Here is a 14,740-nt window from a genome sequence, read left to right as displayed (position 1 = left end):
GGCGAGGGCGGGGTGGGGCGAGGGACATGGTTTAGGCCAAGTTTTTCTAGGGCTCAGGCCCAGTTTATCCGTGTTGCCGGCGCAGGCGCAGGGCGCGACCATGCGGTCATTCCTTTCCTCAGCGAGACACCGCATGCCCGCAGCCCTTCACCGCCGTTCCTGGGTTCCCGCCGCCAGCGAGGACCACGTGCTCGCCATTGCCGCCGATGCTGCCGCGCGCGATGCGGCGGGCGTGGCCGCCGAGATCGAACGCCTCGTGGCCGACAGCCACCGCCTCCACGACGTCGACGGGCTGAACCTCAACCCGGCCACCAACGTGATGAACCCCGCCGCCGAGGCGCTGCTGTCGCGCGGACTGGGTTCGCGCCCGTCGCTGGGCTACCCGGGCGACAAGTACGAGATGGGGCTGGAAGCCATCGAGCGCATCGAGGTCGTCGCCGCCGAGCTGGCGGCCGAGGTGTTCGGCGCCCGCTTCGCCGAGGTGCGCGTGAGCTCGGGCGCGCTGTCGAACCTCTACGTGTTCATGGCGACCTGCCAGCCCGGCGACACGGTCATCGCGCCGCCGCCCGCCATCGGCGGCCATGTGACGCACCATGCGGCGGGCGCGGCCGGGCTCTACGGCCTGAAGACCGTGCCGGCGCCGGTCGATGCCGACGGCTACTCGGTCGACGTCGTGGCGCTGGCCAAGCTGGCACGCGAGGTGAAGCCCAAGCTCATCACCATCGGCGGCAGCCTGAACCTGTTCCCGCACCCGGTGTCCGCCATCCGCGAGGTGGCCGACAGCGTGGGCGCCAAGGTGCTGTTCGATGCCGCGCACCTCTCGGGCATGGTGGCCGGCAAGGCCTGGCCGCAGCCACTCGAAGAGGGCGCGCACGCGATCACGATGAGCACCTACAAGAGCCTGGGCGGCCCGGCCGGCGGGCTGATCGTGTCGAACGACGCGGCGCTGATGGAGCGCATTGACGCCATCGCCTACCCCGGCCTCACGGCCAACTCGGACGCGGGCCGCACCGCGGCGCTGGCGCGCGGCCTGCTCGACTGGAAGGTGCACGGCGCGGCCTATGCTGCGGCGATGCGCGACACCGCGCAGGCGCTCGCACGCGCGCTCGATGCGCAAGGCCTGCCGGTGTTCGCCAAGGCACGCGGCTTCACGCAGTCGCACCAGTTCGCGCTCGAGGCCGCGCGCTGGGGCGGCGGGCAGCGCGCGGCGAAGCAGCTGGCCCAAGGCGGCCTGCTGGCCTGCGGCATCGGCCTGCCGATCGCACCGGTCGACGGCGACATCAACGGCCTGCGCCTGGGCGTGCCCGAGATCGTGCGGCTGGGCTTCACGCCCGAGGACATGCCGCAGCTGGCCGACTGGATCGCGCGGGCATTGGCTGGCGATTCGGTGTCGGTGGCCGCCGAGGTGCGCGAACGCCGCCGGCGCCTGGGCGACCTGCGCTACATCGTGCGCTGAATCGCCGTCAGCGCGAACGTCCTTGCCGGTAGGTGCCGGCGTGGGTCTTCGACAGCTCGGCCGCCTCCGCGAGCCGCGCCATCGAACGGCCGACCTGCGCGTGCGTGATCGCGATGCCCAGCGCGTCCGCCGCGTCGGCGCCGGGCAGGCCGGGCAGGTCGAGCAGGCGCTTCACCATCTCCTGCACCTGCGCCTTCGCGGCCTGGCCGGGGCCGGCCACGGCCTTCTTCATCTGCAGCGCCGTGTACTCGGCCACCGAGAGGTTGTGGCTCACCAGCGCCGTCACGCAGGCGCCGCGCGCCTGGCCCAGCAGCAGCGTCGACTGCGGGTTGACGTTGACAAAAATGATTTCGACCGCCGACGCCTCGGGCTGGTAGCGCGCCGTGATCTCGCCGATGCCGTCGAACAGCACCTTCAGGCGCGCCGGCAGGTTGCCGCTGCCCAGGTGCCGGGTGCTGATGGTGCCGCTGGCCACGTAGCGCAGCGCATGGCCGTCCGCATCGACCACGCCGAAGCCGGTGGTCTGCAAACCGGGGTCGATGCCGAGGATCCGCATGAAAAGGAAGCGTAAAGGCCTAAGCCTGGGTGAGGAAGGTTGAAGAAGGTGCGAATTCGCGCGCGATGCGTGGGGGATCGCGGGCAGAATCCGCCGTTCTTGCATTCCGCCCCGCTCCGCGCGGGGCGCGCCACACAAGGAAGCGAAGGTGAATGTAGTCGAGTCCTCCGCGCAGCAGCAACCGAAGCCATCGAACGACGCCCCGGTCTTGCCCGCGCACCTGCAGCAATCTCCCGCCGAACGCGCCGCCGCGAGCTTTCGCCAGGCGGAGCTGTTGAGCGACCTCGGCCGCCGCCGCGAGGCGATCGCCGCCTGCAGCCGGCTGATCGCAGAGTTCGGTGCGCTGCCCGACGCCGGCGTGGTCGTGCCCTGTTGCCAGGCGCTGCGGCTGCTCGCGCACGTGCTGCGCCAGCTGCACCGCCCGGCCGACGCGCTGGCCACGCTCGACCGCCTGGTGGCCGCGCACGGCGGGCGCAGCGAGCCCGAGATCCGCGCGCACATCGCCCACGCGCTGTACCAGCGCACCTGGCTCATCGACGATGCGGCGGCGCGTTGCGAGGCCTGTGACTTCATGAGCGAACAGCTCGATGCGCAGGCCGATGCCGCGCTCGATGCGTGGCGGCTCGACGCGCGCTTGCTGAAGGCCGAGATCGAACACCACCGCGGCCTGCCGCAGGACGCATTGGCCACGCTCGAAGCGGCCATCGAACGCTTCGAAGGCGCCGCCGACGCCGGCGTGGTCCTGCGCGTGGCGCGGGCCCGGCTGGCCGCGGTGCTCAACCTGCGCGAGCTGGCGCAGCACACGCAGGCGCAGGTGCTGTGCCTGCAGGTGGCCGACCAGATCGAGGCCGGGCTGGCCGAGGCCGCGCCTGAGCTGCGGCTCGAAGGCGTTCGCGCGCTGGCCCTGTTCTTCGACGGCCTCGGGCTCGACGAGGTCGCGCGCCGCGCCGAGCTGGTCGGCTGGCTGCTCGACCGCTACGGCCACGACGCGTCCGCGCAGGTGCGCCGCCTTGCGGCCGTGCGCGCCCACGGGTGGGCCGTGGGGCTGCGCGACCAGGGCGACGGCGAAGCCGCGCTGGCCGCTTGCGAACGCCTGCTCGACACCTTCGCCCGCGACAGCGACGCCATGGTGCAGCGCACCGTGGCCACCACCTTGCTGCACAAGGGCTTCGTGCTGCTCGACCTGCTGGGCCGGCCCGAGGCGGCGCTCGCGGTGTACGAGCCGCTCGTCGCGTTGTCGCGCGACGGCGCCACGCCCGAACTGCGCGAATTGCGCGTGAAGGCGACGGCTGGGCGCGAGGCCTGCCTGAAGCGCCTGCGCAAGACCGGCGGCCTCGACGCCGGCGAGCTGCCGGCCGAGCTCTTCGATGCGGCATGCGACACCGTTCGCGAAGGCCGCAAGCTCGGCGACGCGGGCGCCTCACGCGAGGCCATCGCGCTGTTCGACGAGGTGCTCGCGGCGCATGCCGCCTCGCCGCACCCGCTGATGCGCCGCCAGTGCGCGCGCGCCCTGTCGCACAAGACCTTCTGCCTGCTGGCGCTGGAGCACTTCGCCGAGGTCGTCGAGGCCGCCGACGCGATGGACGCGCGCTACGGCGCCGATGCCTCCACCGAGATGCAGTCGCAGGTGGCACTGTGCCTGCAATACAAGAGCACCGCGCTCGACCGCCTCGCGCGGCCCGCGGACGAGATGCGCGTGCACGACGAGATCGTTGCGCGCTGGGGCAACTCCGAGCTGCCCGATCTGCGCGCGCGCGTGGCCGGTGCGCTGTTCCGCAAGGGCGCCGTGCTGCGCCGCGCGGGCCGCTTCGCCGAGGCCGTGGCCAGCTACGACGAGGTGATCGCGCGCACGGCGATGGCGCGGGACAGCGCCCTGCAGCTGTGGGCCGCCAAGTCGCTGATCAACAAGGCCAAGGCCTTCGACAAGATGGACGACCTGCCTGGCCAGGCCAAGGCCTACCGCGTGCTCATCGCGCGCTTCGGCGAGTCGGGCGACGCGGCCTTGCGCGAGCGCGTCGCCAATGCCTGCGAATGGCTGGCCGAGGCCGAAGGCCGGCAGGGGCGGGTGGCGGCGCAGCGCGAGGCGCTGGAGCTGGCACTCGGGCGCTTCGGCACCGCGCTCTCGGCCGAGCAGCGCACGCGGCTCAAGCGCGAGCTTCAGGCGCTGAAGACGAAGGCCTTGGGGCGGCGTGCGAAGCAGGCCTTCGACCGGGTGGTGCGGCGCAAGGTCTGATCGCCCGACGTCCGCCCGGTGCTTCAGACGTTGAAGTACCAGCGGATCGAATGGAAGAAGATCGGCGCCGCGAAGCACAGCGCGTCGACGCGGTCGAGCAGGCCGTTGGCGCCGGTCACGCCCACGCCTTTCTGCCCCCAGTTCGGAATGCCGCGGTCGCGCTTGAGCGCCTTCATCACGAGGTGGCCCATGGAGCCCGCGACGCAGGCAATGATCGACACCGCGAGCGCCTGCCCGAACTTGAACGGCGTGATGAACGAGAACAGCGCACCGACCAGGCTGGCCACGACGATGCCGACGCCCCAGCTGGTCCAGTTGAAGCTGCGGCTCACGTTCGGCGCGAACGGCGTGCGCTGCATGCGCCGCGAGATCAGGTGCTGCACCAGCACCGAGGTCTGCACGACGAACACCAGGAAGAACACGAGGAACGCGCTCTTGCCTTCGTAGCCCGGGAAGGTCAGCAGCAGCAGCGCGGGCACGTGGCTCATGCCGTAGACGCAGACCATGATGCCCCACTGCAGCTTGGCGTTGCGTTCGAGAAAGTGGCTCGGGTCGTTCGCCAGCGCGCTCGCCACCGGAATGGCGAGGAACACGTAGACCGGGATGAACACCGTGAACAGGTCGAAGCGCGCGGTGGCCACCAGCCAGAACTGGATCGGCAGCACCACGAAGAACGCGAGGATCAGGCTGCGGTGGTCGCCGCGCCGCGTCGGCGAGAGCGTGATGAACTCGCGCAGCGCAAAGAACGCGATCAGCGCGAACAGCACCGTGGCCACCGTTTCGCCCAGCGCCCAGCCGATCCAGAACACGATCACCATGAACCAGGTGGTGCCCAGCAGCGCGCGGAAATGCGCCAGCTCGGCCTGCCACGATTCGTCGTGCACCGGGTTGCGCCGCTCCTTGAAGCTCAGGAAGAAGACGGCGGTGCTCACGATGAAGAGCAGGCCAAAGACGATCAGGAAAAGGGCCGCGACCTGCTGGGTCGGGCTGAGGCTGCGCAGGAACTGGTTCATACCTTCAGACGTCGCGCAAGGCGATCACCGCGGCGCGGGCGCGGTCGAGGAAAGGGCGGCGCTCTTCGCCTGCTTCGACGCGGATCGGCGCGCCGAAGGTGACGGAGCACAGGATGGGCACGGGCACGATCTCGCCCTTGGGCATCACGCGCTGCACGTTGTCGATCCAGGCCGGCACGAGCACCACGTCGGGGAACATCGTCGCCAGGGCGTACAGGCCCGACTTGAATTTCTGCGGCTCGCCGGTATGGCCGCGCGTGCCTTCGGGAAAGATGATGATCGAGTCGCCGCTGCGCAGGGCGTCGATGAGTGGCGCGAGCGGGTCGGCGGCGGGAGGCTCGGGCGGGGCGGCTGGTGCTTCGGGCTCGATGACGGGCGGCGGCGCGACCGGTGGTGGAGGCGGCGGGGGCGCGGGAAGGTCGAGCTGTCCCTGAATCTCCTGTGGACCGTCGGCAGCCGATGCGTGAGCCACAGTTTCGATTGGCAGCAGCGGCTCCATCGAGGGCTCGATGCGCTCGGCCGGGGCGATGGGCGCCGCGGGTGGCGGTGCCTGAGGCGGTGCTTCCGGCGGCGGGGCAACCGGTGCAGCCCCCGTGGCCGCCCGCTCCACATACACCGCGTTGAACACCTCCGTCGTGATCCAGCGCTTGACCGGCGTGTTGGCCCAGTAGTCGCGTGCCGCGATGGGCCGCGTGATGCTGCGCAGCTCTTCGGGCAGCGCGGCCCAGATCATCACGAGGTCCGCGTGGCTCTGGTGATTCGCGAAGTAGATGCGCTGCTCGGCCTTCGGTGGACAGCCGTACCAGCGCGCCTGCGCGCCGGTGAGCAATCGGACGATTCCCAGCAGCAACCAACCTGTGAGCTTTGCCAGCATATGGAGGCGATGATACGGGCCATGCGATGGCGATTCGATCTTCTTTCCCTGGCGTGGGCGGTGGCCCTTTTTGTACTGCTCGTGCTGCTGGCCACCGTCGGCGCGCGCTGGGGCTGGGTGCGAAGCTTCTTCGGCGACGTGCTCGCCGTGGCGTGGGTGTACGTGGTGTTCAAGACCTTCGTCGCCGCGCGCGTGCTGCCGCTCGCGCTGGCGGCCTTCGGCGTGGGGCTGCTGGTGGAACTCGGGCAGTTCCTTGCGTCGACCTGGCACCTGCACATTCCGAACCGCGCGCTGCGCATCGTGCTCGGCGCCACCGCCGACTGGTGGGACGTGCTGGCCTACGCGATCGGCTTCGTCGCCGTGCTGGCGGTGGAAGGCGCGGTGCGCAAGTTCAGGGCAGGTCGACCGCCGGCATCCGCGCCACGATCGTCGATGCCCGTCCGTTGATGTACGAGGAGTTGGGCCGCCGCTCGAAGAACTTCGGGCTCGGCAGCATCACGGCCAGGCGCGCGGCCTCGTATGAAGTCAAGCGTGCGGCCGGCTTCCTGAAGTAGTACTGCGCGGCGGCCTCGGCGCCGAACACGCCTTCGCCCCATTCGACGTTGTTCAGGTAGATCTCGAGGATGCGCCGCTTGTCGAGCAGCACCTCGAGCAGCGTGGCGAGCACCAGCTCCTGGCCCTTGCGCAACATGGTGCGCTCGCCCGACAGCAGCAGGTTCTTCGCGAGCTGCTGCGTGATGGTGGAGCCGCCGCGCAGCGGGGCCGGCTGCGCCGGCTTGCCGCGTGCCGCCGCGCGCGCCATGCGCTTGGCGGCCAGCTGTTCGGCGCGGGCGTTGCGCTGGCGCGCACGCTCGATGGCTTCCCACTCGACGCCGTTGTGGTCGACGAAGCCGGCGTCTTCGCTGGCGATCACGGCGCGCTTGAGGGTGTCGTTGATCTGCGTGTACGGCACCCAGTCCTGACGCCATCCGCCTTCGCGGCCCTGCGAGAGGGCGACGCGCCAGGCCTCGGAGCGCTGGAAGGCCGTGCTCTGCGGATCGATCACCGCCATGGCCGCGATGCGCACCACGAAGAACAGTTCGAGCGCCAGGCCCGCCACCACGAGGCAGGCGATCAGGCGCAGCAGGCCCTTCATGCGCCGGCGGCGAGCGAGGCGCGCAGCTCGGCCAGCACCTGGGCCGACGGCGGGCGCACGCCGCGCCAGAATTCGAAGGCTTCGGCGGCCTGTTCCACCAGCATGCCGAGGCCGTCGCGTGCGACCGCGCCGTGCGCTTCGGCCCAGGCCATGAAGCCTGCGGCGGCGGGGCCGTACATCATGTCGACGGCCAGCGCGCCGGGACGCAGCACCTGCGCGCGCACGGGCACCGCGTCGCCCGCGAGGCTGGAGGCGGTGGCGTTGACCACCACGTCGAAATCGCCCGGCACGTCGTCGAGCGCCCAGGCCTCGAGCGTGGCGCCGTGGCGCAGCGCGAGCGCGGCATGGCGCTGCACCAGCGCGATGGCCTTGTCGAGCGTGCGGTTGGCCACCACGACGTGCGCGGCGCCCGCGTCGAGCAGCGGCCCGAGCACGCCCGCCGCGGCGCCGCCGGCGCCGATCAGTAGCAGCGACCGGCCCGCCAGCGGCACGCCGGCGTTGCGCACGATGTCGTTGACCAGGCCGATGCCGTCGGTGTTGTCGGCGTGGATGCTGCCGTCGGTCTCGAAGCGCAGCGTGTTCACGGCCTGCGCCAGCGTGGCGCGCTCGCTGGTGTGCTGTGCGAGCGCGGCGGCGTCGAACTTGAAAGGCACGGTGACGTTGCAGCCGCGCGCGGTGTCGCCCTGCGCGGCCGCTTCGCTGCGGAAGGCGGCGATGCCTTCGGCGAAGGCGCCGATCGGCACCAGGCGCCGGCCGTAAGCCATGGGCTGGCCGCAGAGTTCCGCAAAACGCGCGTGGATGCGGGGCGAGCGGCTGTGCTCGACGGGGTTGCCCATGACGCAGTACTGATCCATGGCCGATGCTCCGTGTTCTGCTGGGGTGCTGTTGCTATTGGGACGACAGCTCGATGGTCTCGTCGCGCGTGAACTTGAAGCGCGACTGCAGCACGATCTGGTCGGTCTGCTTGCGCATCGCGTCGGTGAAGGTGCCGAAGTTGCCGACGCTGCGCACGATGGCCTGGGCACGGCGGTCGAGCGTGGTGTTGCCCGAGCTCTCGTCGACCACAGCGTCGAGCACGCGCCCGTCGTGGTTGATGGTGACCGTCATCTTGAGTTCGCCGTAGAGCTTCTTGCCGGCCGCGGTCGGGAAGTTCTCGGTGCCCTTGACTTCGATGCGGCGGCGCAGCGTGTCGACGTACAGCGCGTAGGCCGCCTCGCGCGTGGCGGGGCTCAGGTAGCGCTTCTTGGGCCGCGCGTTTTCCTCGTTCACGCGGCGCTCGATCTCGGCGAGCAGCGCGACCATCTGGCGGCGCTTTTCCTCGCGCGCGGCGGCTTCGGTCGGGTCGCCGGCCTGGCGCGGGTCGGGCACGGGCATGGCGGCCAGCTCGCGCTTGAGCTGCGCCAGCATCTGCATCTGCTGGGCCTGCATGGCCTCGACCTGGCGGCGCGATTCCTCGAACGAGTCGCCCATGGTGGTGAAGCTCGACGGCGGCAGCGGGCTGGTGGCCCGGCCCTTGTCGAGGTCGCCGCCGCCCGCGAGCGTGGTCTGCGCCATCACGCGGGCCGCGGGGTCGGGCTTGTCGTTGGTCTTGCTGTTGACCAGGATCACCTCGAGCGGGGTTTCGCTGAAGACCCGGTTGAACGATTCGGGATCGACGAAGCGCACCGCGAGCAACGCGGCATGCGCGATGACCGACACGCCCAGAGCGATCTGCAGCGTGCTGAGGTCCTTGAGATTCATTCTCGAAACTCCTCCAGGGGTCGCGTGTCTCCGGTCGTTCGACCGGGGGTCATGCAGGCGTGGTCGTCGCCGGGTCGGGTGCGGCCTCGGTGTCGCTCAGGTCGACCGCGATGGCGATCGGGCCGGCGACTTCTTCCTCGTCGTCCTCGCCGCCGTCAGCGGTTGCAGCATCGGCCTGCGGCACGTCGAAGCGTTCGAGCACGGTGCCGCTCACGTCGAGCGCGATCTCATCGATCTCGCCGAGCTTCACGCGCACGCGCGCGCCGCGCTCCTGCTGGCCGGCCACCGGGAACACGAGCGGCAGCGTGTCGGCGCGCACCAGCGCGCCGTTGGGAATGTCCTTGATGACCGTGGCCTCGAGTTCGGTGATGCCCTGCTGCTGCAGGTACTTCAGCGTCCAGAAGCGCTCCATGCCGCCCTGGTAGGCGTTGTACGTGGCGTAGGCCGCGTCGAAGCCCGAGAGGATGGAGAACAGGTCGGCGTCCTTCGGCTTGAAGGGCGCGGCCAGCGCGGCGGTCTTGCCGTGGCGCGCGGCCGCGATGATCTGCCACTGGTTCACGAGGTCGGTGTAGCGGCGCAGCGGCGAGGTGCTCCAGGCGTAGCTCTTCACGCCCAGGCCCGCGTGCGGCAGCGCGCGCGTGCCCATGCGCACCTTGATGCCGGGCGCCAGGCTGGCCTGGCTGCGGTACAGGCCCGGCACGCCGAGCTCGCCGAGCCAGCCGCCCCAGCTGCTGTTGGCCAGGATCATGGCCTCGGACACGATCAGGTCGAGCGGCGCGCCGCGCTGGCGCGTGCTGATCTGCACCTGCTCGTTGCCGGTGGGCTCGGCGCCGTCGTTGCCGACGAGGCGGAAGTTGTAGTCGGGCCGGCTGAAGTTCTCGGGCTTGCCGCGCACCACTTCGCGCTGCGCCTTCAGGTGCTTGGCCAGGCGGAACAGGAAGGACAGCGGCGCGCGCAGCTTCGCGGCGGCGTCGGGGGTGTTGTCGGAGTTGAAGGTGGCGTCTTCGAGCCAGGGCTGCGTGACGACGGCGTCGAGCTGGTCGTGGCGCAGGTTGGCGACGATCGGCACGCGTTCGAGCTTGGTCTCGGTGCCCTGCAACTCGAGCGTGGCTTCGTCGAAGCGCGCATAGAGCGACACGGCCGGACGGTCGCCGCCTTCGAGCAGCGTGTAGGTGTCGACCACCTCGTCGGGCAGCATGGTGATCTTGTAGCCCGGCATGTACACGGTGGACATGCGCGCACGCGCCACGGCGTCGATGGCGCTGCCCGGCGTGAGCGCCAGGCCCGGCGCGGCGATGTGGATGCCGACCGTGATGGTGCCGCTGCCCATGCCCTGCACGGACAGCGCGTCGTCGATTTCGGTGGTCTGCGAATCGTCGATCGAGAAGGCCCGCACGCCTTCGGCCAGCGGCAGGTCGTCGGCGACGGCCGGCGCCGCCAGCGCGGGAAAGCCGGTGCCCTTGGGGAAGTTCTCGAACAGGAAGCGCCGCCAGTGGAACTGGTAGGGCGAATCGATGGCGCCAGCGCGCTCCAGCAGGTCGAGCGGCGGGCGCTGCGTGGCGCGCGCGGCGTCGACCACGGCCTTGTACTCGGGCGCGTTCTTGTCGGGCTTGAACAGAATCTTGTAGAGCTGCTCGCGGATCGGCGGCGGGCACACGCCCTCGGCCAGCTGGCCCGCCCATTCGACGATCTGCGCCTGGATGGCCTTCTTCTTCTCGATGGCGGCCAGCGCCTGCTGCACGATTTCGGCGGGCGCCTTCTTGAAGCGCCCCTTGCCCGCGCGGCGGAAGTAGTGCGGCGCCTCGAACAGCGCGAACAGCGCGGCGGCCTGCTGCGCCAGCGAGGGCTTGTCGCTGAAATAGTCGGCGGCCAGGTCGGCAAAGCCGAACTCGCCTTCGGCTGCGAATTCCCAGGCGAGGTCGAGGTCCATGGCGGCGGCGAGCGTGCGCGCCTCGGCCATCAGCTCGGCCGGGGCCGGCTTCTCGAAACGCAGAACGATGTTGGCGCCCTTGACCTTGACGCGCTTGCCGGTCTCGAGCTCGACCTGTGCCGAGGCTTCGGCTTCCGACAGGATGCGGCCGCCGAGGTATTTGCCGGCTTCTTCAAACAATACAAACATCCGGCGATTCTCCCACGCTGGATCAGGAGCTCCCTTGCCGGGGATGCCGCGGAACCGGCTTTGCCGGGCCGCAGGCATCGCCCCCGGAAGGGGGTTGGCGAAGCGACACGCAGTGCGCGAAGCCTGGGGGAGAGCTTTAGACGACGGGGTTGATGAACGCCATCACGTCGTCGAGGTGCGCTTTTTCGAAATCGGACAGCGCATGGTCGCCGCCCTCGAGCAGCTTGATGCGGCTGTCGGGGTAGCGCGCCGACATCTCGTGCCAGTCGAGCGCCTCGTCGCCCTTGGCGATGATCGCGAACAGGCGCTCGGGCCGCGTGAGCGCGCCGATTTCCATGGCGCGCAGCTCCTGGATGAATTCGGGCTGGAAGTAGAAGTGCTCGGCCGGATCGTGCCAGGCGGTCTGGCTGCCGATGTAGCGCGTGAGGTCGCGCGCCGGGTGCACCGCGGGGTTGAGCAGCACGGCGCGGCAGCGCGTCATGCCGGCGACGTAGGTGGCGTAGAAACCGCCCAGCGACGAACCGATCACCGCCATCGACTTGCGCGGCCAGTGCGCGATGCCCTTCATCACCATGTCGATCGCATCGTGCGGCGACGGCGGCAGCTGCGGGCACCACCACTCCAGGTTCGGGTGCTCGCGCGCCACGTGCTTCGCCACCAGCCGCGCCTTGGTCGAGCGGGGCGACGAGCGGAAGCCGTGCAGATACAACAGATGGGTGGTTTGCGGTTCCATGGGAGGAGGTGACTGGGGTGCGCTGGTCGCGCCCCGTGGCCGGATTCAGACAATTTTGCATGAGGTCCGCGCCGCCCACGGCGCGGTGACCCCACAAATCCCTGCGAATCGGCCCATGAGAAGGCCGCGAGGGCGTGGCTGGAATTCGAAAGTATTCACGGTGCGGCCGCGCAGGGGGCGGCGGTACGGCGCAAGGGCGGAAAGAAGAGACAAGTTTCGTGACGCATCTGGCAGGGGGCATCCCATGAACGAGGGAGGCAGGCCCCGCGTGGCGGTGGGTGCCCAGGCTTATGCTTCATCCCATGAACACCGAGGTACAGGATGACGGGATGCCACGCCGCTGGGGCGTGCTCGTGGTCGAGGACGACAGCCGCGCACGCGCCTTCTTCGAGGCCAGCGTGCAGCGCAGTCCGCGCCTGTTCTGGCTCGGCAGCGCCGGCACTGTGCAGGAAGCGCGCACCTGGTTGGCCGCGACTGCGACCATCCCCGACGTGTTGCTGGTCGACCTCGGCATGCCCGACGGCACCGGGCTCGACGTGATCCGCGATGCCGTCGCGCGCTTTCCCGGCTGCGAGCCGCTGGTGGTGTCGGTCTTCGGCGACGAGGAGAACGTGCTCGCCAGCATCGAGGCCGGTGCCGTCGGCTACATCCACAAGGACGCCGCACCGGAAGACATCGCGCAGACCATCGTCGAGATGAAGGCTGGCGCCTCGCCGATCTCGCCCATGATCGCGCGCCGCGTGCTCGCCAAGTACCGCAGCCTGCAGGCTGCCGTGCCGGGCACCGCCGGCGCGGCGCCGGCAGAGACGGCGCTCGACGAGGCCGACCGCGGCCTGCTCTCGGCACGCGAGCACGAGGTGCTGACGCTGATCGCGCGCGGCTTCTCGTACGCCGAGATCGCGCGCCTCAAGGGCCTGAGCGTGCACACGGTGCAGACCCACATCAAGAACCTCTACGGCAAGCTCGCGGTGCATTCCAAGAGCGAAGCGGTGTTCGAGGCCACGCGCCTCGGCCTGCTGTCCCACCCGGGCTGAGGGCGGATGCTGCGGCGGCTGGCGTTCCTGTGCCTCCTCGGGCTGGCGGCGCTGTTCGCCGCGGGGGGCGCCGCCGCAGGGGAGGCGCAGGGGCCGATCGAACTGCGCCACGCCAGGGTGACCACCACCATCGACGGTGTCGTGCAGACCGAAGCGGTCGACCTGTCCTACCACTGGGACCGCCGGCACCGCGGCCGCACCGGTTTCGCGAGCTTCGAGCTGCCGTTCCGGGTCGAGGCCCTGCCAGAGGTGCCCTGGGGCGTCTTCATTCCCCGCGCCGGCAGCGTCTTCGAGGTGCAGCTCAATGGCGCGCTGCTGCAGTCCTACGGCGACCTCGGCCAGGGCAACCGCGCCGACTACGCCAAGGCGCCCGTCTACGTGCCGGTGCCCGGGCGGTTGCTGAAAGAGGGCGAGAACTTGCTGCAGATCCGCATCCGCGCCGACAGCGAGCGGCGCGCCGGCTTGTCGCGCGTCACGATCGGGCCGGCGACGCCGGTGCGCACCGCGTTGTTCGAAGGCGCCTACGCCTGGCGCTTCACGGGGTCGGTGCTGCTGACGGCGTTCAGCCTGATCGTCGGCAGCATCGCGCTGGCGCTGTGGTTCACCCAGGTCGACACCGGCGCGACCGGCCGCCGCCAGCGCGACGCGCTCTACTTCTGGGCCGCGGTCGCCGAGTTCTGCTGGGCGCTGCGGGTGGCCGACGCCATGATTCCCGAGCCGCCGCTGCCGTGGCAGCTGTGGGGCGTGCTGATGGCCGGTTGCTACGCGGGCTGGGCCGCCTCCGCCATGATGTTCTGCTACCACCTCGCCGACTGGGCCCAGAGCCCGCGCACGCGCTGGGTGCGCTGGCCGACGGCGGCCGTGGTGGCCGGCACCGTGGTGTTCACCTGGCTGGCGCTGAACCGCGAGGAGCCGCGGTGGCTCACGGCCTGGCTGGCGGTCGAGATCACGATCGTCGTCGGCTTCGTGATCGCCTTTGCCGTTGCCACGGTGCGCCGGCCCAGCGTCGAGCGGCTGCTGGTGGCCGGCGCCGCGCTGGTCACGGTGGCCTTCGGCACGCGCGACTGGCTGGTGATCCGACTGAGTGACGCCTACGGCGAAACCACCTGGGTGCGCTATTCGTCGGTGATGTTCGGGGTGGCGCTGCTGCTGATCGTGCTGCGGCGTTTCCATTTCGCGAGCGTGCAGGCGCGCGGCTGGGTCAAGACACTGGCCGACCGGGTGGCGCAGCGCGAACGCGAACTCGCTTCCACCTACGCCGAGCTGGAAGAGGTGGCGCGCGACCAGGCGCGCACCCACGAGCGCGAGCGCATCCTGCGCGACATGCACGACGGCGTGGGCTCGCACATCAGCTCGGCGATCCGCCAGTTGCAGTCGGGCCAGACCAGCCCCGAGGAACTGCTGCGCACCCTGCGCGACTCGCTCGATCAGCTCAAGCTGTCGATCGACTCCATCCACCTGCCGCCCGGCGACATCGGCGCGCTGCTGGCGGCGCTGCGCTACCGGCTGGAACCCCGGCTGGCGGCCGCGGACATCGCCTTCGAATGGGGCGTGGACGAGCTGCCCCCGGTGACGCAGCTCGACGCCCACGCCACGCGGCAGCTGCAGTTCTTGCTGTTCGAGGCCATCTCGAACGTGCTGCAGCACGCCCACGCGAGCGCGCTGCGCATCGAGGCCGACGCGCGCGACGGCGCCGTGCGCCTGCGGGTGATCGACAACGGCGTGGGCTTCGATGCCGCCGAGGTGCCGGAGGCGCTGTCCAAGCGCGCCGCCGCCATCGGGGCCCGGCTGGCGATCGAAAGCCGACCGGGGCGCACGGTCGTTCAGCTCGTTTTCGACTGAAGGGG

At 70.5% G+C, this 14,740-nt stretch carries 13 protein-coding genes; 5 read left to right on the top strand and 8 right to left on the bottom strand.

From position 1 onward, the window contains the following. Positions 1-133: 133 nt before the first annotated feature. Entirely contained in the window at positions 134-1,456 is a 1,323-nt protein-coding gene (locus tag AC3WQR_RS30720) for an alpha-methylserine aldolase (protein ID WP_492745789.1), read from the top strand. A gap of 7 nt (positions 1,457-1,463) precedes the next feature. Here AC3WQR_RS30720 and ruvC read toward each other — a convergent pair whose 3' ends face one another. Beyond that, complete coding sequence (gene ruvC, locus AC3WQR_RS30715; protein WP_492745787.1) at positions 1,464-2,012, bottom strand: crossover junction endodeoxyribonuclease RuvC; 549 nt, start codon at positions 2,010-2,012, stop codon at positions 1,464-1,466. 148 nt (positions 2,013-2,160) lie between these two features. On the opposite strand from ruvC, the gene AC3WQR_RS30710 reads away from it, so the two are divergent. Continuing rightward, positions 2,161-4,245, top strand: coding sequence for an ATP-binding protein (locus AC3WQR_RS30710; protein WP_492745785.1), 2,085 nt, complete (start codon positions 2,161-2,163; stop codon positions 4,243-4,245). Positions 4,246-4,268: 23 nt separating this feature from the next. On the opposite strand, the gene AC3WQR_RS30705 is transcribed toward AC3WQR_RS30710, so the two are convergent. Continuing rightward, positions 4,269-5,258 carry a phosphatidate cytidylyltransferase gene (locus AC3WQR_RS30705; protein ID WP_095948182.1) on the bottom strand — a complete coding sequence of 330 codons (990 nt, stop codon included), beginning with the start codon at positions 5,256-5,258 and terminating at the stop codon, positions 4,269-4,271. A gap of 4 nt (positions 5,259-5,262) precedes the next feature. After that, positions 5,263-6,132: a lysophospholipid acyltransferase family protein gene (locus tag AC3WQR_RS30700; RefSeq protein WP_492745783.1), complete on the bottom strand. Its 870-nt coding sequence runs from the start codon at positions 6,130-6,132 to the stop codon at positions 5,263-5,265. A 9-nt stretch (positions 6,133-6,141) separates the two neighbouring features. Here AC3WQR_RS30700 and AC3WQR_RS30695 point away from each other — a divergent pair, with 9 nt between their 5' ends. Beyond that, positions 6,142-6,579, top strand: a complete 438-nt coding sequence (locus AC3WQR_RS30695) for a ribosomal maturation YjgA family protein (RefSeq protein WP_062474284.1) — start codon at positions 6,142-6,144, stop codon at positions 6,577-6,579. On the opposite strand, the gene mtgA is transcribed toward AC3WQR_RS30695, so the two are convergent. From mtgA to AC3WQR_RS30670, 5 genes are all read right to left on the bottom strand, one after another. Beyond that, positions 6,524-7,267, bottom strand: coding sequence for a monofunctional biosynthetic peptidoglycan transglycosylase (gene mtgA / locus AC3WQR_RS30690; protein ID WP_070060122.1), 744 nt, complete (start codon positions 7,265-7,267; stop codon positions 6,524-6,526). The genes AC3WQR_RS30695 and mtgA overlap by 56 nt on opposite strands. Beyond that, positions 7,264-8,121, bottom strand: a complete 858-nt coding sequence (aroE, locus tag AC3WQR_RS30685; protein ID WP_492745780.1) for a shikimate dehydrogenase — start codon at positions 8,119-8,121, stop codon at positions 7,264-7,266. The genes mtgA and aroE overlap by 4 nt, the downstream gene beginning before the upstream one ends. Before the next feature lie 34 nt (positions 8,122-8,155). Further along, positions 8,156-9,007, bottom strand: coding sequence for an energy transducer TonB (locus AC3WQR_RS30680; RefSeq protein WP_099795089.1), 852 nt, complete (start codon positions 9,005-9,007; stop codon positions 8,156-8,158). Positions 9,008-9,056: 49 nt separating this feature from the next. Further along, positions 9,057-11,126 (bottom strand): ribonuclease catalytic domain-containing protein, encoded by a 2,070-nt coding sequence (locus AC3WQR_RS30675; protein ID WP_492745777.1) that lies wholly within the window; start codon positions 11,124-11,126, stop codon positions 9,057-9,059. 136 nt (positions 11,127-11,262) lie between these two features. Then, a complete protein-coding gene (locus AC3WQR_RS30670; RefSeq protein WP_062481219.1) occupies positions 11,263-11,859 on the bottom strand; it encodes a YqiA/YcfP family alpha/beta fold hydrolase in 597 nt (198 codons plus the stop codon). Positions 11,860-12,149: 290 nt separating this feature from the next. Here AC3WQR_RS30670 and AC3WQR_RS30665 point away from each other — a divergent pair, with 290 nt between their 5' ends. Then, entirely contained in the window at positions 12,150-12,893 is a 744-nt protein-coding gene (locus AC3WQR_RS30665) for a response regulator (protein ID WP_095743619.1), read from the top strand. Positions 12,894-12,899: 6 nt separating this feature from the next. Further along, positions 12,900-14,735: a sensor histidine kinase gene (locus AC3WQR_RS30660; RefSeq protein ID WP_492745774.1), complete on the top strand. Its 1,836-nt coding sequence runs from the start codon at positions 12,900-12,902 to the stop codon at positions 14,733-14,735. Positions 14,736-14,740: the final 5 nt, after the last annotated feature.

It is taken from the genome of Variovorax sp. FW305-3-2-15-B-LB1 (assembly GCF_058787635.1).
Note: the sequence above shows the minus strand (reverse complement) of the source record. Positions and strands in the feature narration are given on the sequence as shown.